Annotated in this window: 21 protein-coding genes; 18 read left to right on the forward strand and 3 right to left on the reverse strand. The window is 43.3% G+C overall.

Features of this window, described 5'->3' with window-relative positions; all coding sequences use genetic code 11:
• The first annotated feature begins 50 nt into the window (after positions 1-50).
• Together DW862_RS00840 and DW862_RS00845 are read left to right on the forward strand one after the other, a co-directional pair.
• On the forward strand, positions 51-1,421 hold the full coding sequence (locus DW862_RS00840) for a sodium-dependent transporter (RefSeq protein ID WP_118218317.1): 1,371 nt from the start codon (positions 51-53) through the stop codon (positions 1,419-1,421).
• Positions 1,421-2,341 (forward strand): helix-hairpin-helix domain-containing protein, encoded by a 921-nt coding sequence (locus DW862_RS00845; RefSeq protein WP_120067101.1) that lies wholly within the window; start codon positions 1,421-1,423, stop codon positions 2,339-2,341. The genes DW862_RS00840 and DW862_RS00845 overlap by 1 nt, the downstream gene beginning before the upstream one ends.
• 178 nt (positions 2,342-2,519) lie before the next feature.
• On the opposite strand, the gene DW862_RS00850 is transcribed toward DW862_RS00845, so the two are convergent.
• The 3 genes from DW862_RS00850 to DW862_RS00860 are packed head-to-tail and all read right to left on the reverse strand — an operon-like array spanning position 2,520 to position 6,036.
• Complete coding sequence (locus DW862_RS00850; RefSeq protein WP_074707102.1) at positions 2,520-3,176, reverse strand: ABC transporter ATP-binding protein; 657 nt, start codon at positions 3,174-3,176, stop codon at positions 2,520-2,522.
• 8 nt (positions 3,177-3,184) lie between these two features.
• Positions 3,185-3,919 (reverse strand): ThiF family adenylyltransferase, encoded by a 735-nt coding sequence (locus DW862_RS00855; protein WP_120067102.1) that lies wholly within the window; start codon positions 3,917-3,919, stop codon positions 3,185-3,187.
• Positions 3,901-6,036 (reverse strand): cation:proton antiporter, encoded by a 2,136-nt coding sequence (locus DW862_RS00860; protein ID WP_118407375.1) that lies wholly within the window; start codon positions 6,034-6,036, stop codon positions 3,901-3,903. The genes DW862_RS00855 and DW862_RS00860 overlap by 19 nt, the downstream gene beginning before the upstream one ends.
• A 372-nt stretch (positions 6,037-6,408) precedes the next feature.
• On the opposite strand from DW862_RS00860, the gene DW862_RS00865 reads away from it, so the two are divergent.
• The 16 genes from DW862_RS00865 (at position 6,409) to DW862_RS00940 (ending at position 26,680) form a co-directional block, all read left to right on the forward strand.
• Positions 6,409-6,702, forward strand: a complete 294-nt coding sequence (locus DW862_RS00865) for a nucleotidyltransferase family protein (RefSeq protein ID WP_009039799.1) — start codon at positions 6,409-6,411, stop codon at positions 6,700-6,702.
• The gene (locus DW862_RS00870; RefSeq protein WP_009039798.1) at positions 6,686-7,072 is read left to right on the forward strand and encodes a DUF86 domain-containing protein; all 387 of its coding nucleotides are present in this window, start codon (positions 6,686-6,688) and stop codon (positions 7,070-7,072) included. Before DW862_RS00865 ends, DW862_RS00870 begins: the two co-directional genes overlap by 17 nt.
• Positions 7,073-7,249: 177 nt before the next feature.
• On the forward strand, positions 7,250-8,257 hold the full coding sequence (locus DW862_RS00875) for an aspartate-semialdehyde dehydrogenase (RefSeq protein WP_008642977.1): 1,008 nt from the start codon (positions 7,250-7,252) through the stop codon (positions 8,255-8,257).
• Positions 8,258-8,498: 241 nt separating this feature from the next.
• Positions 8,499-11,336 (forward strand): TonB-dependent receptor, encoded by a 2,838-nt coding sequence (locus DW862_RS00880; RefSeq protein WP_120067103.1) that lies wholly within the window; start codon positions 8,499-8,501, stop codon positions 11,334-11,336.
• Between the two features lie 4 nt (positions 11,337-11,340).
• Entirely contained in the window at positions 11,341-12,573 is a 1,233-nt protein-coding gene (locus tag DW862_RS00885) for a DUF4876 domain-containing protein (protein ID WP_118407423.1), read from the forward strand.
• On the forward strand, positions 12,566-14,077 hold the full coding sequence (locus DW862_RS00890; protein ID WP_074909671.1) for a DUF6850 family outer membrane beta-barrel protein: 1,512 nt from the start codon (positions 12,566-12,568) through the stop codon (positions 14,075-14,077). Before DW862_RS00885 ends, DW862_RS00890 begins: the two co-directional genes overlap by 8 nt.
• 58 nt (positions 14,078-14,135) lie before the next feature.
• Positions 14,136-15,758, forward strand: coding sequence for a fimbrillin family protein (locus DW862_RS00895; protein WP_120067104.1), 1,623 nt, complete (start codon positions 14,136-14,138; stop codon positions 15,756-15,758).
• A gap of 115 nt (positions 15,759-15,873) precedes the next feature.
• The gene (locus tag DW862_RS00900) at positions 15,874-16,461 is read left to right on the forward strand and encodes a hypothetical protein (protein WP_120067105.1); all 588 of its coding nucleotides are present in this window, start codon (positions 15,874-15,876) and stop codon (positions 16,459-16,461) included.
• On the forward strand, positions 16,448-17,014 hold the full coding sequence (locus DW862_RS00905; protein WP_008770373.1) for a PepSY-associated TM helix domain-containing protein: 567 nt from the start codon (positions 16,448-16,450) through the stop codon (positions 17,012-17,014). Before DW862_RS00900 ends, DW862_RS00905 begins: the two co-directional genes overlap by 14 nt.
• Positions 17,015-17,037: 23 nt before the next feature.
• Positions 17,038-17,925: an ABC transporter ATP-binding protein gene (locus DW862_RS00910; RefSeq protein ID WP_004314891.1), complete on the forward strand. Its 888-nt coding sequence runs from the start codon at positions 17,038-17,040 to the stop codon at positions 17,923-17,925.
• Between the two features lie 70 nt (positions 17,926-17,995).
• Complete coding sequence (locus tag DW862_RS00915; protein WP_049701735.1) at positions 17,996-18,664, forward strand: hypothetical protein; 669 nt, start codon at positions 17,996-17,998, stop codon at positions 18,662-18,664.
• A gap of 41 nt (positions 18,665-18,705) precedes the next feature.
• A complete protein-coding gene (locus tag DW862_RS00920; protein WP_087317051.1) occupies positions 18,706-19,740 on the forward strand; it encodes a DUF4857 domain-containing protein in 1,035 nt (344 codons plus the stop codon).
• A 259-nt stretch (positions 19,741-19,999) separates the two neighbouring features.
• A complete protein-coding gene (locus DW862_RS00925) occupies positions 20,000-21,274 on the forward strand; it encodes a hypothetical protein (RefSeq protein WP_087321564.1) in 1,275 nt (424 codons plus the stop codon).
• A gap of 92 nt (positions 21,275-21,366) precedes the next feature.
• Entirely contained in the window at positions 21,367-22,860 is a 1,494-nt protein-coding gene (locus DW862_RS00930) for a sodium:solute symporter (protein WP_120067106.1), read from the forward strand.
• Positions 22,860-25,325: a DUF4922 domain-containing protein gene (locus DW862_RS00935; protein WP_120067107.1), complete on the forward strand. Its 2,466-nt coding sequence runs from the start codon at positions 22,860-22,862 to the stop codon at positions 25,323-25,325. The genes DW862_RS00930 and DW862_RS00935 overlap by 1 nt, the downstream gene beginning before the upstream one ends.
• A complete protein-coding gene (locus DW862_RS00940; RefSeq protein WP_120067108.1) occupies positions 25,322-26,680 on the forward strand; it encodes a SpoIID/LytB domain-containing protein in 1,359 nt (452 codons plus the stop codon). Before DW862_RS00935 ends, DW862_RS00940 begins: the two co-directional genes overlap by 4 nt.
• The last annotated feature ends 1 nt before the right edge of the window (position 26,681 follow it).

Genomic DNA, 26,681 nt, shown 5'->3' on the forward strand with positions numbered 1-26,681 from the left:
GCACTTTAACTCGCATATTTTATAACGATTTGTAAGATAAAACAAGATTTATGGCAAAAATTGATAGAGCGAACTTCGGCAGCAAATTAGGGGTCATACTCGCTTCTGCCGGCTCTGCAGTTGGGTTGGGTAATATATGGAGGTTTCCATACGAAACAGGAAACCATGGAGGTGCCGCTTTTATACTGATCTATTTAGGTTGCATCTTTCTCTTGGGACTGCCTATTATGATTGCCGAGTTCCTGATAGGACGCCGATCAAGAGCCAACACTGCAAGAGCGTATCAAACATTAGCTCCGGGAACGCATTGGCGTTGGGTAGGACGCATGGGAGTATTAGCAGGTTTCCTGATACTTAGTTATTATGCAGTAGTAGCAGGATGGACACTTGAATATATTTTTGAGGCTGCCACCAATGGCTTTGCCGGAAAAAACTCCGGAGAGTTTATCTCTTCTTTCCAACAATTCTCCAGTAGCCCGTGGCGACCGGTCGTATGGCTAGTAGCATTTTTATTGATTACTCATTTCATTATCGTGAAAGGAGTAGAAAAGGGGATTGAAAAGTCTTCTAAGATCATGATGCCTACCTTGTTTATCATTATCCTTATACTGGTAGTTTGTTCGGTCACTCTGCCGGGAGCTGGTGCAGGTATTGAATTCCTGCTCAAACCCGACTTTAGCAAAGTGGACGGAAATGTGTTTTTAAGTGCTATGGGACAGGCTTTCTTCTCTTTGAGTCTGGGTATGGGATGCCTTTGCACCTACGCCTCTTATTTCAGTAAAGAAACCAACCTGACTAAAACAGCTTTCAGTGTAGGAATCATTGATACTTTTGTGGCAATACTAGCCGGATTTATCATCTTCCCGGCAGCCTTTTCGGTTGGCATACAACCGGATTCAGGTCCCAGTCTGATCTTTATCACGCTGCCTAATGTATTCCAACAGGCATTTGGCGGAGTTCCCGTACTAGCATACATATTCTCTGTAATGTTCTACGCATTGTTGGCGATGGCTGCTTTAACTTCTACCATTTCTTTGCATGAAGTAGTAACCGCTTATCTTCACGAGGAGTTCAATCTTTCCCGTGGAAAAGCAGCAAGGTTAGTCACCGGCGGTTGTGTCTTTCTCGGAATATTCTGTTCATTATCATTGGGAGTCATGAAAGGATTCACCGTTTTCGGACTGGGAATGTTCGATCTCTTCGACTTCGTAACAGCTAAAATCATGTTACCGCTTGGCGGACTGTGTATCTCCCTCTTTACCGGATGGTATCTGGATAAAAAGATTGTATGGTCAGAGATTACCAATGACGGCTCGTTAAAGATACCGGTATACAAGCTTATCATCTTTATATTAAAATATATCGCACCAATCGCCATCTCACTGATATTTATCAATGAACTGGGACTAATCAAGCTATAATGTGGAAAGACTTCCTTTATTATACTAAAACCGAACGACAAGGCATTATCGTCCTTGTCGTTCTTATTTTAGGAGTATATGCAGCTCCTGAACTCTTTGCCTTTTTCACTCGTACCGAAGATACCGACTGCACAGAGAATAAGAAATCCGATCAAGAATATAATGACTTTGTTGCCTCTCTCCGGGAAACAAAACCTCACAACAGGTTCGGTCATTCTTTTCCATCAACTCCTCAAAGGGAAATCAAGCTTACGATGTTTGATCCGAACACCGCGGACTCCACTACTTTCCTCTCGCTCGGATTACCATCCTGGATGATAAAGAATATCCTGCACTATCGCCATAAACAAGGCAAATTCCGCCATCCGGAGGATTTTCGAAAGATATACGGACTCACAGAAGAACACTACCAGACTCTTCATCCTTATATCCAAATTACAGAAAATTTCAGTTCGAAAGATAAAGATACAATACGGTTATTAACCGTACAAAGCATACAACGGGACACACTTGTGAAATACCTCCCGGGAACTGTCGTCAGCCTCAACTCTGCTGATACCACCGAACTTAAAAAGATTCCGGGAGTCGGAAGCACTATTGCCCGGATGATCGTAAATTACCGCGAACGGCTGGGAGGCTTTTGCCGGATAGAGCAGTTACAGGAGATTCATCTAAAAGCAGAAAGGCTCCGCCCGTGGTTTTCTATTGACACCCATCAGATACACCGTATCAATTTAAACAAAGCCGGTATGGAACGAATGATGCGTCATCCATACATAAACTACTATCAAGCGAAGGTCATCATAGAATATCGGAAAAAGAAAGGAATCTTAAAAAGTCTGAAGCAATTATCCCTTTATGAGGAGTTCACTCCTATTGATCTTGAACGGATCGAGCCTTACATTTGTTATAATAAATAAAAAAAGATGCATTCCTATCACACCAGACAAGAATGCATCACACACAAACAAAACAAACACTCTACTATCATCTTCACAGACTTCCGTAGAGAAGCGACTATAAATATATAGCTAAAAGATAGAACACTTGCAAGGCTCTACCTTTTTGGTATACATTTTTAGAAGTTAGGTTCTCTAATTAATATTTTTTAATCATACCATCCACCATATGGACTGTCCGGTCCGTGATTTTGGCAAGTCCCTCGTCATGCGTCACAATGACAAAAGTCTGCCCCAGACGGTCCCTCAAATCGAAGAACAGTTGATGTAAATCTTCTTTATTATGTGTATCCAGACTACCGGATGGTTCGTCTGCCAGAATAACTGCCGGGTCGTTAATCAAAGCCCGCGCTACCGCTACCCGTTGTTTCTCACCTCCCGACAGTTCATTCGGTTTATGAGAAGCCCGGTCAACCAGCCCCATGAAATCCAGAATCTTCATGGCACGGTCATTTGCCTCTTTGGAAGAAACGCCTGCAATGAGAGCGGGAATCATCACATTTTCCAATGCCGTAAACTCCGGCAACAGTTGATGAAACTGGAAAACAAAACCGATATTCTTATTACGGAATGCAGATAGTTCTTTCTCTTTCATCCGGCTTACTACTGTTCCGTCAATCTGCACCGTACCCGCGTCCGGTTCATCGAGAGTGCCCATGATTTGCAACAAAGTCGTTTTACCGGCACCGCTCGGACCTACGATACTGACAATTTCTCCTTTATTGATTTCCAGATCAATGCCTTTCAACACTTGTAATGAGCCGAAACTCTTCGTTATACCTTCTAGTTTTATCATAATAGCCTTTATAATCGTTTAATGACATATTCAGCCAGATAGCACCCAAACACGGCCGGCATATAACTGACTGTTCCACACGTCGATTTCTTATTCTGTTCATCATCCGTCAGCAACACGGCTTTCGGGTCGGCTTGTTCCGTACTGAACACTACCGGAAGTTTCCGTTTCATTCCCATCTTCTGCAAGCGTTTCCGTACCGCCTTGCTCAAACCGCAATGATACGTGTCCCAAAGATCGGCAAAACGAACTTGGGTGATGTCACTCTTCGCTCCTGCCCCCATACTGGAAACAATCTTTATACGACGTTTCATCGCCTCATAAATCAGAAAGCATTTCGGACTGATTGTATCAATAGCATCTACTATAAAATCATATTGATTGGCATCCAGCAGTTCCGGTATATTCTCATCTTTCAGGTAGACGGGCAGAACGGTCAATTCGATATCCGGATTTATATCTTTATAACGGGCAGCCAATACTTCCGCTTTCGACATTCCCAGTGTGGAATGCATGGCCGGCAACTGACGATTCATATTGGTAGGCTGCACTGTATCGGCATCTACAATCGTCATCCGTCCGACTCCTGCGCGGCAGATCATCTCGGCGGCGTAAGCTCCCACTCCACCCAATCCCACGACCAATACGTGCGCGTTCCGGATGCGTTCCATCTTTTCCTCTCCTAACAGGAGTGCTGTTCTCTGTTGCCAGTCGTATCTTTCCATCAGTTTTTCTTTAACCATTTATAGAACCATTTACCCACTTTCTCATAATGTTGAGACTCATTATGTCCACGCGGGTCAGAGAATGACACAATTTCCTGCGGTTCTCCAAACTGATCGGGATAGATGATAATCAAACTATTATTAGAGAAATATTTTCCCAGTTGCGCCGGCAGACGTTCAAAAGAGGTATCGTAAGAGATAGACCCGCGACGGGCAGAAACAACCACCAGCAAGTGGTCATAATTCACCTGTCCTGTCAATAACAGAAGATCTTCCCACTCTTCCAGAATGGAAAATTCTGTCGGGGTACCTGCATGTCTTTTCTTCACCAGTTGCTGAAGGCGCATCAATGTACGCTCATTGGCAAAGAAATGCACCCGACAGCCGAGGATGCTTCCCATACGGCAGAAATGTTCCACCCACTTTGAGAAACCCGATTCATATTCAGCCTTTGGCGGAACGGCAATATTAATTCGGCGCAGGGTGTTAACCGGCATCAGGAATTTGGCAATCATCACTTCACGATGCGTACCTTTCAATAGGCTTTCAGCCAGATGTCCGAAGAAAGAGTCGACAATATTGGCCTTCCGGTGCAGGCCGATCACAACATCCGTAGCTTCATATTCTTTGATCGTATGGATAATCCCCGAAGCAATATTCAAATCATAACGGCTCACCATCGTGACAGGCACATCGGCGGCAGCAGCAATCATGGCAGCCTTCTCCAGGTTACGTTTACCCTGCTGCTCTTTCTTCTCCGAACTGTTATTGTCATTAATCACATTCAATGCAACCAATGCATTCTTTTGCTTGGCATCCTTTATTACCAAAGCCAGATTAACTAAATCTTCAATCGTCTCCGGATTGGCGACCGGAATCAGGATCTGTTCCTTATTTATCTGTTTAGCTTCTTCTTCCGCTTGCACATTTTCATCCAGAGCGAAACGGCGGGCCGAACGTTCGGTCACCAAAGAACTGATGACGCAAGTGAAAAGTATCATCACTACCGTACCGTTCAATACATCATCATTCAACAAGCGTTCTCCATTCTCCATAATAATTTCGTGGCCGATCAGTACTGCTGCCAGTGTAGCCGCAGCCTGCGCATTACTCAAGCCGAATATCATGCTCCGTTCATTCGACTGCATCCGGTATATCTTCTGCGTAATCCAGGCAGCCAACCATTTACTAAAAGTCGCCACCACCGTCATTACAATAGCCACCTTCAATGCTTCACCTCCGGTAAACAGGCTCCTTACATCAATAATCATCCCGACGCCAATCAGGAAATAAGGAATAAACAAGGCATTTCCCACAAACTCCAGGCGGTTCATCAAAGGAGATACATGAGGAATCAAACGATTCAACACCAAGCCTGCCAGGAAAGCGCCTAAAATTCCTTCCATTCCCACGAATTCCATCAACCCTCCTCCAAGGAAAACCATTGCCAGTACAAACACAAACTGCATCACGCTGTCATCATACTTCCGGAAGAACCAACGTCCGATGCGGGGAAAGAAGAAAACAATCAGGAATCCGAGAAAAGCCACTTTTGCCACAAGAAACACCCAGAACCAACCATCAACAGTGCCTTTAAACATACCACCTATGACGGCAAGAATAATCAAAGCAAGGGTAACGGTGACAGCCGTCCCCCCAATGGTTATATTAACGCTGCGCAAACGCGACAATCCATAACGGCTAATAATAGGATAGGCTATTAAAGTATGGGAAGCGTACATACTTGCCAATAACACCGCCGTGAGAAAGCCATAACCCAGCATACTCATACTACTCCATATTCCCAACGCCATCGGAATCAGAAAGGTGAGCCAGCCGAACACAACACTTTTCGTCCGGTTTTTCTTAAAGTCCTCCATATCCATTTCGAGTCCGGCAAGAAACATGATATAATATAATCCCACTTTGCCGAAGAGTTCGAAACTGCTGTCACGGTCGAGCACATGAAAGCCGTGTTCGCCAATCAATACACCCGCCAGAATCATGCCTATAATATGAGGTATATGAAGACGTCCGAGGATCATCGGAGCAAAGAGAATGATAATCAATACCAAAAAGAATACCCAAGTCGGGTCGGTAATCGGTAAGGTTAAATTAAAATCAAACAGGTTCATAGGCTGTGGCTTTAGGAATTCAATGCAAAGGAACAAAAAAGTTTGCAGAATCACAATGAATGTCCAGACGTATTATTCAGTAGTCAAGTAGTAAGTAGTTAAGTAGTAAATTACTGAATTAACCACTTGCAACTTTCCGTATTATCTTTATACAGGTCCTTCACAGGAATACAACGAGTGTATATATTACCAATCGTATTCTCCGTTGCGTAAAAAAACAAGAAAAAGATAATAATAGAATAACAAGCGGGAAAATATCCCACATCGCTCTTTGACATACTAGAAATGAAAACTATTGCCCTCAAAGCGTTGTTATTCTCTATGAAATTTTGTAACTTTGCAGAAAGTAATCTATGAAAGGAGAATTGCCCTATGAAGACAACTGATGAAATTCTGGAATTGCTACGCCAATTTAAGAGTGTTGCTGGTGAGAAGTACGGTATTGAGCAACTTGCTCTTTTCGGCTCCGCCGCACGGGGCGAACAGCGAGAAGATAGCGATATTGACATCTGTGTGAAGTTGCACAAAACCACCTTCCGCACCTATATGGCTATCAAGGAGGAACTTGAACATCTTTTTCATATTAAGGTAGATTTATTAACCCTGCACGAGAATATGCGTCAGTTGTTCCGGCAAAATATTGAACGCGATGCGATCTATATCTAATGAACAAATAGCGGATATGCTCCGCTTTGTGGAACGTCAGACTGTATTTGTTCTTGAAACTACGGCTGACGTTAAAACTTATCATGACTTCCTCACCAATATGAGCGGCATGGTGCTTTTCAACTCCACCTGCATGTGTCTGCAAACAATCGGTGAAACAATTCGCCAAGTGGATGAACTTACTGCTGGTAATCTTTTTGCTCGTTACCCGTCGACCCCATGGAAGCAAATCATCGGAATGCGTAATATTATCTCGCATGAGTATCTTTCGGTAGATACAGAACTGGTATTTGACATTACCCGCGAAGAACTCGCCCCCTTACTGACTGATCTCCGCCGTGTGCTTGCCGACATCGACAACGCTACATAACACTCCGTCCAACAACCACACTTGATTATACGCGTAAGGTTAAAGAAATCCACCGAAAAACTGAAATATTTCTCTCAAAAGCGATGTTTATATGCTAAATTGTTATAATTTTGCAGCCAAATCTTTTCTATTCGACAGGAAAGAAATTCAATATTCACAATTTAACAAAAGAAAAAGATGAAAGTAGCTATTGTTGGCGTAAGCGGAGCCGTAGGACAAGAATTCCTGCGCGTGCTCGATGAGAGAAACTTCCCGATGGACGAGTTAGTTTTGTTCGGTTCTAAACGTAGTGCCGGAACAACTTACACTTTCCGCGGTAAACAGATCGAGGTGAAACTCTTACAACACAACGATGACTTTAAAGGGGTAGACATTGCTTTCACTTCTGCCGGTGCAGGAACATCCAAGGAATTCGAAAAAATAATCACCAAGTATGGTGCTGTGATGATCGACAACTCCAGCGCATTCCGTATGGATGCCGATGTACCTTTGGTTGTGCCTGAAGTAAATGCCGAAGATGCATTGGAACGTCCGCGTGGCGTTATTGCCAACCCGAATTGTACGACTATCCAGATGGTAGTTGCACTGAAAGCCATCGAAAAGCTTTCTCATATAAAAACCGTGCACGTGTCTACCTATCAAGCAGCAAGTGGTGCGGGTGCTGCTGCTATGGACGAATTGTACGAACAATATCGCCAGGTATTGGCAAACGAGCCTGTGACTGTAGAGAAGTTTGCCTATCAGTTGGCTTTCAACCTGATTCCGCAGATTGACGTATTCACAGAAAACGGTTATACGAAAGAGGAAATGAAAATGTACAATGAAACACGTAAGATCATGCATTCTGACGTAAAGGTTAGTGCAACTTGTGTACGTGTTCCTGCATTACGCGCTCACTCTGAAAGTATCTGGATAGAAACAGAACGTCCGATTTCCGTAGAAGAAGCTCGTGAAGCATTCGCTAACGGTGAAGGGCTGGTTCTTCAGGACAATCCGGCAGAAAAAGAATACCCGATGCCGCTGTTCTTGGCAGGTAAAGATCCGGTATACGTAGGCCGTATCCGCAAAGACCTGACAAACGAAAACGGATTGACTTTCTGGATTGTAGGTGACCAGATCAAGAAAGGCGCTGCCCTGAATGCTGTTCAGATTGCCGAATATCTGATTAAAGTAAAAAATATCTAATACAATAGACTGGATATAATATCCGGTCAATGACAGATAAGCCAAATAAATCAACCGGCTTGCAATGTGATAGTGATCGCAATGCAAGCCGTTTTTTTATTTTCTAAATTACCTATTAAAGAAAAGGTACCTATTATTAGGTAAAATATCCCCAGTTGCAGGTATTAAGATTTGTGAAAACAACTATTTATAGTGATTGATATAAACTTGGTTTTTATCGAATTTTGCACAAAACTTATCTATGAAATATTGTCTTTTTAACATAGCATTCTGGGGGCTGCTATTTTTCAATTTATTTGAGGCCACAGCTAATTCAAACATCTATACAATCTCGGGACGTGTGACCGAGCCCAAAACGAATTCCCCCTTGCCCGGTGCTTCCATTCTCATTAAAGGCACCTATTTATGGGCTGTATCCAATCAGAAAGGCGAATTCACGATACAAGGAGTGCAGGAGGGAAAATATAATCTGGAAGTTTCTTTTCTGGGTTATGTACCGGCAACAATTCCGGTAAATGTGCACAGTAATATCAAAAACCTACATATAGAACTCAAAGAAAACACGCTTGCACTGGATGATGTAGTCGTTACTGCACAAGCGCCCAAGAATGAGTTAAACACTACGCTCACCATCGGTAATAATGCGCTGGAACATTTGCAGGTATCCAACATGAGCGATATCTCCGCTCTTCTTCCGGGAGGAAAGACAAAAGTGCCGGATCTTACCACTAATAATATCTTCTCATTACGCGACGGAGGGTCGACAGTCGGTAATGCAGCCTTTGGGACAGCCGTTGAAGTGGATGGGGTACGTATTGGCAATAATGGCTCATTTGGCAATATGAACGGAGTGGATACCCGTAATATCACCGTGGCGGATATTGAATCGGTTGAAGTCATCACCGGAGTACCTTCGGCTGAATACGGGGACTTGAATAGCGGAATGGTCAAGATTCACACCCGGAAAGGGAAAACACCCTGGAACATATTATTGTCCATCAATCCCCGCACCGAACAGGTTTCCTTCTCCAAAGGATTGGATTTAGGAAACGACAAAGGCGTTATCAATATAAACGGAGAATGGACAAAGGCTACCCAAAAGTTGGTATCTCCCTATTCGTCTTATACGAGAAGGGGATTCTCTGCCGGATATAGCAACACTTTCAGCAAAGTGTTCAGATTCGATATCGGTGTTACAGGTAATATCGGAGGAATGAATACCAAAGATGACCCGGATGCCTATTCGGGAGAATACAACAAAGTGAGGGATAACGTATTCCGGGCAAACACTTCACTGGCCTGGCTGCTCAATAAATCGTGGATCACCAACCTCAAGTTCGACGCATCGGTATACTACAATGACAACAACTCCCATGCACATACTTTCTATTCGTATGCATCGGAACAGCCGGCTGTTCATGCCACGCAGGAAGGATATTTTATGGCAAGCAAACTGCCATATACCTACTTCGCGGATCAGATCATCGACTCCAAAGAACTGGATTATGCCGCATCGTTAAAGTATGAATGGAACAGACGGTTCAGGACTGTAAACAGCAACCTGAAAGCGGGTGTTCAGTGGAAAGCAACAGGGAATGTGGGTGAAGGAGAATATTACAAAGACCCTTCACTGGCTCCGAACGGTTATCGCCCCCGCCCTTACACCGCTTATCCATATATGCATAACGTTTCGCTTTATGCAGAAGAGAGTCTGTCGTTACCAGTGGGAAACACGATGCTTAGACTGATGGCGGGAGTGCGTTGGGAACATTTGTTTATCAAGGGAACGAACTATAAAAACCTGAATACTCTTTCACCGCGTTTCAATGCCAGATGGCAGTTGAACGAACATATCGCTATCCGTGGCGGTTGGGGAATCACTGAAAAGCTTCCCTCTTTCTATACCTTGTACCCCAAACAGGAATACCGGGACATACAGACATTCGGGTTTTCCTATAATAACAATGAATCATCTTATATCTATTACAGCCAGCCCTACACATTACTGCACAATGAGAATCTACGCTGGCAACGGAATCAGAATTCGGAATTGGGCATTGACGTCCATATAGCCCGGACCAGGATTTCGCTAGTCGGTTATTTCAACCGTACCAAGTTACCGTATAAATACACGAGTTCCTATAACCCGTTCTCTTACGATGTTCTCCAATTACCAGAGGGATTCACTATGCCGGCCAATCCGCAAATCAATGTGGATAATCAGACAGGAATGGTGTACATACGTGACAATGCATCGAGCTACTGGACTCCTATGGACGTAAAGGTGACCGACCAGACTTTTGTCAAGTCAACCTCTCCCGATAATGGAATGGACGTCATTCGCCGCGGAGCGGAAATGATTGTTGATTTTCCGGAAATAACTCCTATCCGTACGCAATTCCGGTTAGATGCCTCCTATGCTTATACTAAATATATCGACAATTCTTTGTCTTATTATTATCAGAACGGATGGTCGCACACCAGTCTTGCCAACCGCTCCTACCAATATGTAGGTATCTATGCCAATGGCGACAACTTATCGACGACTGCCAACGGTAAACGTACCCACTCATTGGATGCCAATATCACAGCCATCACCCGTATTCCGAAAGCCAGGCTGATTATTTCATGCAGACTGGAGGCTTCGCTTGTGAAGCGTTCGCAGAATATCTCCGAATATAAGGGAAAAGAATACGCGTTCAACGTAAGTGAAAGCAGCAATGCCCAAACGGGTGGAAGCATTTATAACGGCGACTCTTATACGGCTATCTGGCCGGTGGCATATCTCGACCTGAACAATGAGATGCATCCTTTCACGTCAGCCGAAGCCGAGAATCCGGAATTCTCTTATCTGATACGCAAATCGGGCAATGCCTACACATTTGCAGCGGATGGATATGATCCTTATTTCTCCGCCAATATCAACATAACCAAAGAGATTGGCGACCATGTGTCTCTTTCTCTCAACGCTATCAATTTCACCAATTCACGGCCGTATGTAAAATCTCATGCAACCGGTGTGAGCGCGCTCTTTACCCCGGATTTCTATTATGGACTTACTTGCCGTATTAAATTTTAAAGATATGAAGCAGTCTATCTACATATTATTACTAACAGTGACCGGCCTCCTTGCAGGATGCACGGATCTTGATAAAGAGAATCCGTACGACGATCAGTTGCACAGCCTGCAAGTGACTGCCGTATACCCGGATGGATACTCGGAATATCTCCGGGAAGGAGTGACCGTAAAGATTGAAGACGTCGACCGTGGAAATTCTTATAAGGCTAAAACCGACAAGAACGGAGTGGCGCAATTCTCTCTGACTAAAGGTATATATCGCGTGCAGGTCAGCGACAAGGACGGACAGGATATTTTCAACGGACTGGCCGATAATGTGAAACTGACCAGCGGAAACATGGCGTTCAACCTCCCGCTCATCCATTCCAGAGCCGGAGCTATTATTATTAAGGAGATTTATTGCGGAGGATGTACAAAGTTGCCGCTGGAGGGAAACTACCAGTCCGACAAATATATAATCCTGCATAATAACGATTCGGAAGTGCAATATCTCGATAGTTTATGTTTCGGAGCGCTCGATCCTTACAACTCACAAGCTACCAATGTATGGGTAACGCAGGATGAAATAACCGGAGCAACCATCTTCCGGGATTTTGCTCCCATCGTTCAGTGCATCTGGCAGTTTGGCGGTACCGGCAAGACTTTCCCGCTTCAACCGGGAGAAGATGCAGTGATTGCCATCAATGGGGCAGTTGACCATGCAGCGCAATACCCGCAATCTGTCAATCTGAACAAACCGGGATACTTTGTCTGCTACAATAACGTTTATTTTCCGAATACACAGTATCATCCGGCTCCGGGGGATCAAATCACACCGGATCATTATCTGAACGTGGTATTGAAAACCGGACAGGCGAATGCTTACTCGTTCTCTATCTTTTCTCCTGCTACGGTTATCTTTAAAGCTAAGGATACCACGATACAGGACTTTGTTCTAAAAGAGGGAAGTGTGATACAAAAACCGGGAAGTACCACCGACCGGGTGATAGCAGTTCCGCTCGATTGGGTGATTGATGGAGCGGAAGTGTACTACGGTGGTTCCTCCAACAACAAGAAACGTATATCTCCTTCCATCGACGCAGGATATGTCACTCAAAGTGCGACATACAACGGACGCAGCTTATATCGACATGTGGACGAAGAAGCTACGCAGGAAGCAGGTTATGAAGTATTGATGGACACCAACAACTCTTCTACCGATTTTTATGAAAGAGAAAAACAATCTTTGCATGAGTGAGATGAAAAAAATATGTATAACAGGTCTTTGGTTACTATGTATAGTGTACGGTGTTTCGGCACAGACTTACGACATTATAGAACGGCGTAATTCCTGGAATGCCGGAGAAAATGTCACAGGTATCAGGATGGATAGCATCTCTTCTTCCTATGCCGAACTGTATGGTAAGAATAACCATGGTGATTTCTACCACTCTTACGAAGCGGAGAAATCATGGAATGCCGGAGCAATAGCCAAGTCTATCACTCATCTGAAAGGGTATTCGCTGACTGGTTCTTTCTCATTCAATCATACTTCCGGTAAGGACATGAGTGGTTCCATGTTTATCCAGCCGGGATTTTATCCGGTAGACATTCTGGAGTTCACTCCCGGACGCAAAAACCTGCAACGGTACGCTTTCATGGGCGGTATTGCATCAGATATTGCACCTAACTGGCGATTGGGAGGAAAGATTGACTTTGCCGCCTCCAACTATTCCAAACGGAAAGACTTGCGACATACCAATTACCGGCTGGATTTGAAAGTAGCCCCCAGTGTGATGTATCACTCGGGCGATCTAGCCATCGGTTTTTCTTATATGTTCAGCAAAAACAGCGAATCGGTCAAGGCGGAAGTAATCGGGACTACCGAAAACTCCTACAACGCCTTCTTGGACAAAGGACTGATGTATGGAGCTTATGAAGCATGGGACGGCAGCGGGATTCATCTAAGCGAATCGGGAATCAACGGCTTTCCGATCAAAGAACTGTCTAACGGGGGAGCACTGCAACTTCAATGGAAGAGATTTTATGGAGATATCGAATATACCTATTCTTCGGGGTCTGCCGGTGAAAGAGATGCTATCTGGTTCAAATTCCCCACTCACCGGATTGCCTCTCATTTGAGTTATCATTTCAAACAGGGAAAGAAAGAGCATTTTCTACGATTGAACCTGCAATGGTCACATTTGGTCAACAACGAGAATGTGATTAATAAGGAGACTGTTAACGGAATAACGACGACTTATATCAACGGCTCCAACCGCATTTTCGAAAGAGATGCTTTCTCGGTCCATCCCGAATATGAATTTATAAGTCCTCGTACAGAAGTTCGTTTGGGAACACATATTTCAACTTTCAAACGACTGACTACCCAGATGTATCCGTATGTAGCGTCGGAAAAGATGCTTTGTACGCAGACGTATGTATCCAGCGTGTTTCATATAGGGAAATTTGACTTAAAGGCAGCCGCTTCCTTTGCCATAGGAAACTCTACCGAGAAAAGCAGAGTCATTACAACAGATACGGAGCCGGGTGATCCTCCTTATCGCCTGACAGATTATTATAATCTGCAGAATGAATATGCTACTGCTCCACAAGCAACGCTTCGTCTCGGTTTACGCTATCATTTCAACCATGGGATCTATGCTGAAGTACAGGGAAGTTATACACGCGGTTTCAACCTTCACTATATAGATGGTTCGAGCCGTTGGAATGAGACTATCAAGTTAGGATATACTTTTTGAGGACCGGGATATGCTTTTTGAAAACAATGAATATATATATAAACTAAATTATTAAGCAATGAAAAAAAGTTTAACATTTATCTTTGCAGCAGCACTTCTGGTATCTTGCCAGCAGGAAGAGAACGAAACGCTGACACCTGCCAACAGTCGTATTACTATCTCGCCTGTTATCACACGCGCTACCGAAGTTAACTTTGAGACCGGAGATAAAATTGGCGTTACAATCATCCAAAACGATGACTTCGTATATGCGGAAAATAAACAGATGACATTCAATGACGGAGTATTTGCAGGTGACTTGCTTTGGTATCCGGAAGGAAATGACAAATCGCAGATAGTAGCATACTATCCTTATAGAGAAGGTAATACTCCTACTTCTTTTTCTGTAGAAGCCGATCAGACCACCGGATATGGGGCATCAGACCTTATGGCAGCAAGCAATAAAGATGTACTTCCTACTGCAAATACTATAACAATGAACTTTAAGCATCTGCTTACCAAACTGGTCATTAATGTAACAAAGGAAGTAGAAGCCAACATAACATCCATTGCATTGAAAGGCTCTATCCCGACTGCAACTCTTGATCTGGCTGCCCTTACAGTTACTGCTGACGCGAATGTCGCAGCTACAAACATTACGGCACAGGTTGTTGAAGCGAACAAAACTTACCGCGCCCTCATCGTTCCCCAAACGGTAGCTTTGACGCTCGAAGTAGCAACTTCTGATGGCAAGACCTTGTCGCAGAAACTCACATCTACTACTTTAGCGCAAGGAGGACAATACAGCGTAAACATCCGTGTATTGCCTGACGATATAGAGGTTAAACTTATCGGTGACATCGAAAACTGGACAGATGAAGGTGAAATCGGAGCAGACAATGAGATTCCTTTCGAAGAACATCTCGATGAGAACTATTTCTTATACGATAATGTAAAATATAACACGGTAACTTTGGCGAACGGTACAACGTGGATGGCTGAACCGCTTATCTATCTTCCGAAAGGATATACTCCTTCTACCGATCCTACTGCTGATAGCCATGTTTGGTACCCGTATGAAATCAAAGCTGACGGTGCAACCGTAGCCACAACAGAGGAAAGTGCTATCAAAGAATTAGGTTATCTATATGATTTCCAAGTTGCACTGGGCGGTAAGGAAATTACTGAAAGTAATCTGAACTCTTTTGAAGGAGCGCAAGGTATTTGTCCGAAAGGTTGGCACATACCAACACGTCTGGAATACTTTAATCTGGTAGGAAAAACAACGAATGATGTCGACGGCAAGGTACCGGCTAATGGTGATAAAGCTCTTTTCTATGATGCAGTTTATGACGGTGCCAAAATATCATCACTGAATAATGCAGGATTCAATTACCAATTCTCCGGCGTTCGTATGGCAACAAGCCTTACAGGTGCCGGCAGCTATCAAAAAACGGCAATAGCAGAAGATGCCAATATTCAAACTGCATGGCACGGAAAACCGGCAATGAATTATCTTATGACTTCGACTGCCTTCAAGCCCGTATACAATAGCACCAGCGGACTACTTACCAATATACAGTTCTTTGGATTAATGAGTACAATCAATGCAAAGTATTCGGAAGGCAGATTATCATTATCTTATGTCAGCATTAAAGCCGGTATGCAACTCCGTTGCGTAAGGGATCAAGCTGCCAACTAAAGGAGTAGTATTTGTTTCAAGCATGGTTGAAACTCCCCGCCCGTAAGGCGAACTATTAAAAGCTATAAACAAACGAAAAACAGATTACAAACTATATAAAAACGAAGCAATAACAATGAAAACAAAAAAGCTAACAATCGCAATTGCCCTTATGGCAATGACTTTTATCGGAACTTCATGTGGTAACAAACAACAGAAAAGCGCATCAGAAGTGACTACAGAGCAGTCTGCATCTTCCGCTTTGGAAATTGATTCTCTCCTTGCCAATGCCGAAAACCTTGCAGGACAAGAAGTAACTATTGAAGGCGTTTGCACACATACCTGCAAACATGGTGCAAAGAAAATCTTCCTGATGGGCAGTGACGATACCCAAGTGATCCGTGTAGAAGCCGGAACATTGGGAGCCTTCGACCCTAAATGCGTGAACTCTATCGTCCGTGTTACCGGAACATTGAAAGAACAACGCATCGACGAAGCCTACCTCCAAAACTGGGAAGCACAACTCAAAGCACAAGCTGCCGAAAAACACGGAACCGGTGAAGCCGGATGCGACTCTGAAAAGAAAGCGCGTAGCGAAACAGCCAACAGTCCCGAAGCCCGCATCGCAGACTTCCGCGCAAAAATAGCCGACCGCAAAGCAGAAACAGGAAAAGAGTATTTATCTTTCTATTTTATGGAAGCCAACTCGTATGAAGTGGAGTAGTACTGTCCGTAAATGGAGTCGGCTCATACACCGTGACCTGTCATTTTTCTTTTCCGGAATGGTATTGATATATGCCATTTCCGGAATTGTAATGAATCACCGTGACACGATTAATCCGAACTTCTCCATCACACGGAAAGAATATAAAATAGCGGAAAAGCTACCGGACAAAGCAGGAATGAGTAAAGAGAAAGTACTTACTCTACTGGAACCGTTGGGAGAAACCGGCAACTATACCAAATTTTACTTCCCGAAAACGGACGTAATGAAAGTCTTCCTGAAAGGCGGCTCCAACCTCCTGATAAACGTGAAGACAGGAGAAGCGGTATATGAATCCGTCACCCGTCGCCCGCTTATCGGAGCGATGTCCCGTTTACATTACAATCCGGGACAATGGTGGACTTACTTCGCGGATATTTTCGCTATCGCCCTTATTATCATTACTCTTTCCGGCATCATCATGCTGAAAGGGAACAAGGGCATTATCGGCAGAGGAGGAATAGAACTCATTGTTGGAATCTTAATTCCCATTCTTTTCCTTTTCTTCTTTTGAATCGAAATAACAGATAAAATCAAATGGAACAAATTATCGAATGTAACAACCTGACGCACTACTACGGTAAACGGTTGATTTACGAAAACCTTAGTTTCACAGTGCCCAAAGGACGTATCCTGGGACTATTGGGAAAGAACGGTACGGGCAAAACCACCACTATCAATATCTTGAGCGGTTACCTGAAACCCCGTTCGGGAGAATGTCGCATCTTCGGACAGGAGATACAGACCATGGCACCGGCTCTGCGCCGCCATATCGGACTGCTCATCGAAGGTCATGTGCAATACCAATTCATGACCATCACCGAAATAGAAAAATTCTACGCAGCCTTCTACCCCGGCCAGTGGAAAAAAGAAGCGTACTACGAACTGATGAATAAATTGAAAGTAGCTACCGGACAGCGCATCTCACGTATGTCCTGCGGACAGCGCTCTCAAGTAGCTCTCGGACTGATTCTCGCACAAAACCCGGAACTTCTGGTACTGGACGACTTCTCGCTCGGACTCGATCCCGGCTACCGCCGCCTGTTTGTGGACTATCTCCGCGACTATGCCCGTTCGGAAGGTAAAACCGTCTTTCTGACCTCGCATATCATTCAGGATATGGAACGTCTCGTTGACGACTGTATTATTATGGACTACGGAAAGATACTGATTCAGAAACCAATCGCCGAATTACTGGAAAAAGGACGCCGCTACACCTTCACCATTCCCGAAGGTTACGAGCTTCCTGCATCGGATGATTTCTACCATCCTTCCATCATGCGGAACCAGTTGGAGACTTTCTCCTTCCTGCAACCGGCAGAAACAGAAGCCAAACTGAAATCAATGTCAGTGCCCTATACAGACTTGCACTGTGAGCAAGTCAATTTGGAAGATGCCTTTATCGGCCTCACCGGGAAATACTGATTAAATTAAGAATAAGAGTTGGCAACTCGTAACCCATAAATCATCATTCATAAATCATAAATCCTCAAGAATGTACGCTATATTTTATAAAGAATGGATAAAGACACGGTGGTATTTTCTGCTTGCCGTGCTCGCCACACTTGGTTTTACAGGCTACTGTATGCTCCGCATCAACCGGGTGGTAGAAATGAAAGGGGCTGCCCATGTATGGGAAGTCATGCTGCAACGGGATGTCATCTTCATTGATATGTTGCAATATATCCCTCTGATTGCCGGAATCCTGATGGCAATCGTGCAATTTGTCCCCGAGATGCAACGCAAATGTTTGAAACTGACCCTCCATCTGCCTTATCCGGAACTGAAAATGACGGGCAATATGTTACTCTCCGGGCTCATACTGCTTCTTGTCTGCTTCGCTTCCAATTTCTTGTTGATGGAGGTATATCTGAACGGAATCCTTGCCCATGAGCTCAAAAACCACATACTGCTTACCGCTTTAACGTGGTATCTCGCCGGCATCTCCGGCTATCTACTCGTCGCATGGATTTGCCTCGAACCGGCATGGAAACGCCGTATCCTGAATCTCATTATCGCAGTATTGTTACTCCGAATCTTCTTCCTGTCGCCTACACCGGAAGCATACAACAAGTTTCTCCCTTATTTAGTGGTCTATACTTTGTTGACAGCCTCTTTCTCGTGGCTCTCTATCGTACGGTTCAAGGCCGGAAAACAGGATTAACCAATAAAAAAATTAAAGATTTAAAATTAAAAGATTGAGAAATGAGACGTTTCAGTACCATACTATTATATGTAACCATCGCTTTTCTGCTTCTTTGGCAGTTGCCCTGGTGCTACAATTTCTTTGTCGTAAAGCCAGAAAAGACTCCCTTTACCCTGTATAGTTTCGTAATTGGCGATTTCGCCCAGATGGGACAAGAAGAAGGGAAAGGAACCGTGCGCCGCGACCTTGCAGGAAACATTTATTCGGAAGCTGCTTTCGACAGCATCCTGCCTATGTTTTATTTCCGTCAGTTGATGTCTGATGAGCGTTTTCCGGATACCATTCAAGGAATCGCAATGACTCCTAAAATGGTGCAGACAGAAAACTTCAACTTCCGCAGTGTGCCTTCGGATATAAACGCACCTTCTATCGGGCTTTACCCACTGATGGAATCTATGTCAGGACGTGTGGACCTGAAAATGCCGGATGACGTATTCCGTATCACCTCCAAAGGGATCGAATTTATCGACATGGCTACCAACAGCGTGAAGGAAGACAAAAGCCTTCAGTTTACCGAAGCTATGACTAAGAAGGATTTTCGTTTTCCGGCAACGGAAATCGTAGGAAATCCGACGGTGAAAAAGGAGTATGACGAAGGTTATCTTCTGTTGGATGCCGACCGTCGTCTGTTTCATCTGAAACAGGTGAAAGGACGCCCGTATGTCCGTGCCATCACCTTGCCTGAAGGCCTGACATTAGAACATCTGTATCTGACCGAGTTCAGAAATAAAAAGACGCTTGCTTTTATGACCGATGCCAACAACGCTTTCTATGTGTTGCAGAACCGGACGTATGAAATCGTAAAAACAGGAATCCCAGCATTTGATCCGGAAACGGATGCGCTCACCATCATCGGTAATATGTTCGACTGGACAGTCCGTGTGACAACTCCGGCTTCAGATAACTATTACGCATTGGACGCCAACGATTATTCGTTGATAAAGAAGTTGGAGAACGAATCGAACGTTCATTCCATGCCAGGTATTACGTTCACATCTTACACAGATAAATATGTAATGCCACGCTTCGAATAATGTTTCAATAATTGAATGTAACATGGGTGAGGGGTTATCAAAAGTCAATAAATTAAATGTGACTTTTGATAACCCCTCACTGTTTCCTTTCCACGCATTTAGAGAAAACAAAAGGATTTACAATTATTTCTTCAATAAGTATGTTTTTTCCCAGCAAAAGGTTTACCTTTGCCGACTCATCAACTATTTAAACCGCAATTGCTTCTGCATTATACTCAAACAAATACGGTAAAACGAAATAACTCAAACTAAAAACCGTATGAAAGTTTACCAAGCATTTGCTTTCCTAAGTATCTTCATCATATTGTTCTATAATTGTTCGCTCCCTGCTGATGACGAAGAAAAGGGAGATTTAAAAGGAGAAGACACTATCACACCCGAACTTCCCTGGGAAGGAGAGATGGACAAATTCACCATCAATTCTAAAGAAGGAATCCATCTAAATGATCCGCAGGAAGACGCCGGAACAGCATATATCACCATTCCTTCTACCTCTATAAAAAACACCCGTTGGGAATTTGGAGTTCACCTCGCCTTTAATCCCTCCGCCAACAATTATGCACGATTTTATCTGACTTCTTCCTCAAACATTCTTTCCGGTAATTTAAACGGCTATTACATTCAGATTGGAGGAGCTAAAGATAATGTAGCTCTTTATCGTCAGAACGGAGAGCAGTCTAAACTACTGGCTTCGGGAAGAGAACTGATGAAAGGCGACTCATCACCGAAACTATATATAAAAGTAGAACGTGACAATAACGGTTACTGGACTTTTTGGACACGGCTTGAATCCGAGAATGAATACGTAAAAGAAAAACAGATAAAAGATACCGATATACAGACTTCCCGCTACTGCGGTATATACTGCATTTACACCAAAACCCGTTGTAAAGGATTCACGTTCCATCACATACAGTTGTCTAATGACGTAGAAACGAACACATCACCCGACGAAACACCCGATAACCCCGATACGGACCTTCCAGATAATCCGGACACTCCCGAACTACCGAGAGATGTGAGAGGTATGCTTCTTTTCAATGAAATAATGTATAACAATGCCACTGATGGTGCAGAATATGTAGAAATCTATAATCCAACTGAACAGGCAGTCATTTTACCCGCACTTTATCTATATAAAATGCATGAAGACGGGACAATATACAATACTACTATCCTTCAAAATGAGAGTCCTTCTACTCCCCTAGCCATTCCTTCCAAAACTTATCTTTGTTTCACGAAATACTTCAACAGAGTTGTTCAGAAACATAAAGTTGGTGGAGAAAATATAATAATTATACCGAACTTCCCGGCACTGAACAATAATGGTGGGTATCTGGCACTTTCGAGTAGTAAAGAGACTGCACCAGGACATACTTTTGACACTTGTTGTTTTAGAGATGAAATGCACACCATTGACAAAATAACCGGCATTTCGCTTGAAAAGAAATCTCCGGAGTTGTCCTCGCTCAATAAAAACTGGCGTTCGTCCAAACACGCGACCGGAGGCACACCGGGAATAAAAAATAGGTAGGAGTATACATATATATGATAAATTCCCTACTTTTGTAGACAAAGAAAAACTAATTCGGATCATTCATCCTCAAACGAATTTAAATAGCAGATATGAGTCCAGCCGTTATATCTATCACTATTGTGGCATACTTTATAATCCTGTTCACTATCTCTTATATAGCAGGACGCAAAGCCGACAATGAGGGATTCTTTGTCGGAAACCGTAAATCGGCATGGTATGTTGTTGCCTTTGCCATGATTGGTTCCACCATTTCCGGAGTCACTTTCGTTTCCGTTCCGGGTATGGTACAGGCAAGTAGCTTTTCTTACCTGCAAATGGTGCTGGGATTCATAGTAGGACAAATTATCATTGCGTTTGTACTCGTTCCTCTCTTTTATCGTATGAACCTGGTTTCCATATATGAATATCTGGAGAACAGGTTCGGAAGCTCTTCCTACAAGACGGGAGCCTGGTTCTTTTTTATTTCAAAGATGCTAGGGGCTGCCGTTCGATTATTCCTGGTATGCCTGACGCTACAACTGCTGATCTTCGAACCTTTCCATCTTCCTTTCCTGTTGAATGTCATACTTACCGTATTTATAGTATGGCTCTACACTTTCCGCGGTGGAGTGAAATCATTGATATGGACGGATGTTCTAAAAACATTCTGCCTGGTAGTGTCGGTTGTACTTTGCATCTATTATATTGCTTCCAGCTTGCATCTGAATTTCAGTGGTTTGGTTAGTACGATTTCAGACAGTGACTTTTCCAAGACATTCTTTTTTGACGATGTTAATGACAAACGATATTTCTTCAAGCAGTTCCTGGCAGGAGTGTTCACTGTCATTGCTATGAACGGACTCGACCAGGATATGATGCAACGCAATCTTAGCTGCAAGAATTTCCGGGATTCACAGAAGAATATGATTACAAGCGGTATCTCACAATTCTTTGTCATTCTGCTTTTTCTGATGCTGGGAGTACTGTTATATACGTTTACAGCACAGCAAGGCATTGGGAATCCGAAAAAAAGCGACGAGTTGTTTCCGATGATTGCTACCGGAAATTATTTTCCCGGCATAGTCGGAATATTATTCATTATCGGACTGATAGCCTCCGCCTATTCTGCAGCCGGTTCTGCCTTGACGGCACTGACCACTTCCTTTACTGTAGATATTTTACATGCACAGAAAAAAGGAGAGGCGGCACTTAGCCAAATACGCAAACATGTACATATCGGTATGGCAGTTGTGATGGGAGCAGTCATTTTCGTATTCAATTTGCTGAACAACACCAGTGTGATTGATGCGATTTACACATTGGCCAGTTATACGTATGGCCCTATCTTAGGACTGTTCGCTTTCGGCATCTTCACCAAGAAACAAGTTTATGATAAATATATTCCGTTAGTAGCTATCGCTTCTCCTATTCTTTGCTATATCCTGCAAAGAAATTCGGAAGCATGGCTCAACGGTTACCAAATTAGCTACGAGTTGTTGATAATCAATGCCCTGTTCACATTCCTTGGACTTTGTTTGTTCATCAAAAGACAAGACAAAGAAACATCTTACACAACTCATACTACAAAACAAGAAGTAAAATAATGAAAACAACAATCAACTGTTTTCTTCCTTTCAGCCGGTTGGAAGAAACTGTGCAAACAGTTAAGGAGTTACGTGCATCGACGCTGGTAGACAAAATTTATTTATTGGCATCGCCAATTACCAATGTCTGTATTCCCGGATGCGAACTCATCTCTGTAGAAAAAATGCAGTCTACACAAGCGATGCGGGCTATTGCAGAACATTCTGATAAAACATATACCTTGCTCTATACCAAACACACTGCACTAAAAATAGGCATGTTCGCTCTTGAAAGAATGGTTCAAGTAATGGAAATGACCCAAGCTGCCATGGTATATGCAGACCATTACCAACAGATAGACGGTGTGCAAAAAACAGCTCCAGTCATTGATTACCAACCCGGTAGCCTGCGTGACGACTTCAATTTCGGCTCGGTTCTACTGTTCAATGCCAACACATTCAAGGAAGTTATAGAAAATACGGAAGAGGAATATCAATATGCAGGTTTGTATGATTTGAGACTCAAAATATCCCAAAAGAGCAAACTGGTACATATCAACGAATATCTATATACCGAAGTAGAAAGTGACAAGCGGAAAAGCGGTGAGAAGCAGTTCGATTATGTAGACCCTAAAAATCGTCAGGTACAGATCGAAATGGAACAGGCATGCACCAACCATTTGCAGGAAATTGGCGGATATCTTTATCCTATCTTCCGTCCCGTAGACTTTTCTTCTCACACTTTTGAATATGAAGCTTCTGTCATTATACCCGTACGCAACCGTATTCGCACAGTCAAAGATGCCGTACGCTCGGCACTGAACCAGCAAACGACCTTTCCGTTCAATGTCATTGTCATCGACAATCATTCGACAGACGGGACCAGTGAAGTTCTCCATGAACTTAGTTCGGACAAGCGACTGATTCACGTCATTCCCGAAAGAGATGACCTCGGTATAGGCGGATGTTGGAACATAGGTATCCATCACGAGAAATGCGGAAAGTTTGCCGTCCAACTTGATAGCGATGACGTGTATAAAGACGAACATAGCCTGCAAATCATCATTGATACTTTCTATAAACAGAAATGTGCAATGGTAATCGGCACTTATATGATGACTAACTTTGATATGCAGGAAATTGCCCCCGGCATCATCGATCATAAGGAATGGACGCCCGACAACGGACGAAATAATGCATTACGTATCAACGGCCTAGGAGCTCCTCGTGCATTCTACACGCCCATTCTTCGGGAAATCAAAGTCCCGAACACAAGCTATGGAGAAGATTATGCCCTTGGATTGAAAATTTCACACGATTATCAGATAGGCAGAATATACGACGTGATTTACCTTTGCCGCCGTTGGGAAGGCAACTCGGATGCTGCACTGCCTGTTGAGAAAATCAACCAGAATAATCTATATAAAGACCGACTTCGTACGTGGGAATTGGAACAGCGCATCCTGCAACAAGAAACGACATTAGAGAAAATTCAGCAAAGAATCGAACAGTTATTCCAAAAGCAAACTCTTTCTTGGGAACTAGCCAAAGAGAATTACCAGGCATTGGAACAGTATCGGTCACGAACAAAAGAAATATCCAAGTGGTTTGGTAACAATTGTTTAAGTGCGAAACTATTCTTTAATCCGAAACGTATTCTTTCGGCTACCGCACAGACAGATACTGCCTCCATTCACTCACGGCCTTGCTTCCTCTGCCAAACAAACCGACCGCAGGAACAAGAGTTCATCAGTTATAGGAATTATCAGATACTGGTTAATCCCTATCCCATATTTAAACACCACTTTACAATTGTAGATAAGGAACACAAGTCGCAATCCATCGTCGGGCGTTTTAAAGATATGATAGAACTCACCGACATTATGGAAGAATACTTCCTTTTGTATAATGGACCGGAATGTGGAGCTTCCGCTCCCGATCATGCCCATTTTCAAGCTTGCAGTAAAGAGGAAAGTATACAGGGAGCCTATTACGATCGCATGGAATTAATAGATAACGACAAGGTGCAAATTAGTTATAAAGATTTCCCGTGCAGTTTCATCAGGATTCAGGCGGAAAATAAGAAAACAATGTCGAAAACCTTCCATCTGATTTACGACATCTTAGCTACCAATAATAACGGAAAAGAACCAATGATGAATATTCTTGCCTGGTATGGTTTGGAACGCACCAAAGAGGATTTTAGAGAGCGCTACGAAGAAGAATTTGAATCAGTGGCCGAACACCCTTACAATTGTATTATCTTCTTACGCAGCAAACATCGTCCTGACTGCTATTACGCAAAAGGAGACGAACAAATTCTCATCAGTCCTGCTATTGCTGAAATGAACGGCATATTCCCTATAGTACGTGAAGAGGATATGGAGAAACTGACTCCTGAAAAGGTATATGATATCTATCGGGAAGTATCTATATCCAAAGAAAAACTGCAAAAAATACTAGAACGTATTAAAGCTGTATTATGACTCAACCTCAAATAACAGTTGGTATCCTTTCCGGAAAAGAGATTGAATTCTCTTTCCCGGTGAAATTTAGTTCTTCTGTCGGAACGGAAATTTCCGGGACACAGAAAGTTATTTATCAGGATGGGAAGATTCTTTGGCAAGGGAAAGAGTACGACGAATTATCCTTCATTCCTCCACAAAATGCACATGCTTTCTTTGAACTGAAAGATGTGACCATCGGAATCAACTTCCATTGGGAACGCAAAGAAGTCCAGAAATTCAAAGGGGAATTAAAGATTATCATCGAAGAAGAACAACTAACTGCCATCAATGTGATTTCCATTGAAGAATATCTTACCAGTGTAATTTCATCAGAGATGAGCGCAACAGCTTCTTTAGAACTACTAAAGGCTCACGCCGTCATCTCCCGAAGCTGGCTACTCGAAAAAAATAAAGAATTAAGAATGAAGAATGAAGAATTTAAAAGAACTTTGCAAAAAGACAGCGCAGCCAATTCTTCATTCTTCATTCCTAATTCTTCATTTATTAAGTGGTATGACCATGAAGCACATAGAAATTTCGATGTATGTGCCGACGATCATTGCCAGCGTTATCAGGGAATTACACGAGCCTCAACACCACAAGCCATCGAAGCAGTCTCCGCCACGCGGGGGGAAGTGCTGATGTATAAAGGAGCAATTTGTGATGCCCGTTTCTCTAAATGTTGTGGCGGAGCTTTTGAAGAGTTCCAAAATTGTTGGGAAAACGTAAAGCATCCTTATCTAATCAGACAACGGGATAGCAAGACTGAAAAACAACTTCCCGATTTGAACATAGAGGCGGAAGCTGATAAATGGATACGTACCTCACCTGTTGCTTTTTGTAATACGCAGGATAAGAAAATTCTAAGCCAAGTACTAAACAACTACGATCAGGAAACAGCAGACTTCTATCGTTGGAAAGTCAGTTATTCGCAGCAGGAGCTTTCAGAACTGATTCATCAACGTTCAGGGATTGATTTCGGACAAATTCTGGATTTAATTCCTATAGAACGTGGAACGTCGGGACGTCTTGTCCGATTGAAGATTGTAGGAACCTTGCGGACGCTTATTATCGGGAAAGAACTGGAAATACGCCGTACCTTATCTACTTCTCATCTGTATAGTTCCGCCTTCGTAGTAGACAAAGAATATGAAGAAAAGAAACATAAAGAGGATAAAATCCCTTCCCGATTCATCCTTACCGGAGCCGGATGGGGACATGGAGTAGGACTTTGCCAGATTGGTGCTGCCGTAATGGGAGAGCAAGGTTACAAATATGAAGAAATACTGTCTCACTATTACCCCGGCAGTACGCTCGAAAAACAATATCAATAAA

Origin of the sequence: Bacteroides sp. AM37-9 (genome assembly GCF_003603455.1) — a bacterium.
GTDB lineage: Bacteria > Bacteroidota > Bacteroidia > Bacteroidales > Bacteroidaceae > Bacteroides > Bacteroides xylanisolvens.

What these genes read in the sequence shown, in the direction of transcription:
- DW862_RS00865 (WP_009039799.1), top strand. Translation starts at nt 6,409, where the DNA reads ATGAAGACAACTGATGAAATTCTGGAATTGCTACGCCAATTTAAGAGT.
- DW862_RS00925 (WP_087321564.1), top strand. Translation starts at nt 20,000, where the DNA reads ATGAAAGTTTACCAAGCATTTGCTTTCCTAAGTATCTTCATCATATTG.
- DW862_RS00870 (WP_009039798.1), top strand. Translation starts at nt 6,686, where the DNA reads ATGCGATCTATATCTAATGAACAAATAGCGGATATGCTCCGCTTTGTG.
- DW862_RS00860 (WP_118407375.1), bottom strand. Translation starts at nt 6,036, where the DNA reads ATGAACCTGTTTGATTTTAATTTAACCTTACCGATTACCGACCCGACT.
- DW862_RS00875 (WP_008642977.1), top strand. Translation starts at nt 7,250, where the DNA reads ATGAAAGTAGCTATTGTTGGCGTAAGCGGAGCCGTAGGACAAGAATTC.
- DW862_RS00880 (WP_120067103.1), top strand. Translation starts at nt 8,499, where the DNA reads ATGAAATATTGTCTTTTTAACATAGCATTCTGGGGGCTGCTATTTTTC.
- DW862_RS00900 (WP_120067105.1), top strand. Translation starts at nt 15,874, where the DNA reads ATGAAAACAAAAAAGCTAACAATCGCAATTGCCCTTATGGCAATGACT.
- DW862_RS00895 (WP_120067104.1), top strand. Translation starts at nt 14,136, where the DNA reads ATGAAAAAAAGTTTAACATTTATCTTTGCAGCAGCACTTCTGGTATCT.
- DW862_RS00840 (WP_118218317.1), top strand. Translation starts at nt 51, where the DNA reads ATGGCAAAAATTGATAGAGCGAACTTCGGCAGCAAATTAGGGGTCATA.
- DW862_RS00890 (WP_074909671.1), top strand. Translation starts at nt 12,566, where the DNA reads ATGAGTGAGATGAAAAAAATATGTATAACAGGTCTTTGGTTACTATGT.
- DW862_RS00885 (WP_118407423.1), top strand. Translation starts at nt 11,341, where the DNA reads ATGAAGCAGTCTATCTACATATTATTACTAACAGTGACCGGCCTCCTT.
- DW862_RS00935 (WP_120067107.1), top strand. Translation starts at nt 22,860, where the DNA reads ATGAAAACAACAATCAACTGTTTTCTTCCTTTCAGCCGGTTGGAAGAA.
- DW862_RS00905 (WP_008770373.1), top strand. Translation starts at nt 16,448, where the DNA reads ATGAAGTGGAGTAGTACTGTCCGTAAATGGAGTCGGCTCATACACCGT.
- DW862_RS00930 (WP_120067106.1), top strand. Translation starts at nt 21,367, where the DNA reads ATGAGTCCAGCCGTTATATCTATCACTATTGTGGCATACTTTATAATC.
- DW862_RS00855 (WP_120067102.1), bottom strand. Translation starts at nt 3,919, where the DNA reads ATGGTTAAAGAAAAACTGATGGAAAGATACGACTGGCAACAGAGAACA.
- DW862_RS00850 (WP_074707102.1), bottom strand. Translation starts at nt 3,176, where the DNA reads ATGATAAAACTAGAAGGTATAACGAAGAGTTTCGGCTCATTACAAGTG.
- DW862_RS00915 (WP_049701735.1), top strand. Translation starts at nt 17,996, where the DNA reads ATGTACGCTATATTTTATAAAGAATGGATAAAGACACGGTGGTATTTT.
- DW862_RS00845 (WP_120067101.1), top strand. Translation starts at nt 1,421, where the DNA reads ATGTGGAAAGACTTCCTTTATTATACTAAAACCGAACGACAAGGCATT.
- DW862_RS00910 (WP_004314891.1), top strand. Translation starts at nt 17,038, where the DNA reads ATGGAACAAATTATCGAATGTAACAACCTGACGCACTACTACGGTAAA.
- DW862_RS00920 (WP_087317051.1), top strand. Translation starts at nt 18,706, where the DNA reads ATGAGACGTTTCAGTACCATACTATTATATGTAACCATCGCTTTTCTG.
- DW862_RS00940 (WP_120067108.1), top strand. Translation starts at nt 25,322, where the DNA reads ATGACTCAACCTCAAATAACAGTTGGTATCCTTTCCGGAAAAGAGATT.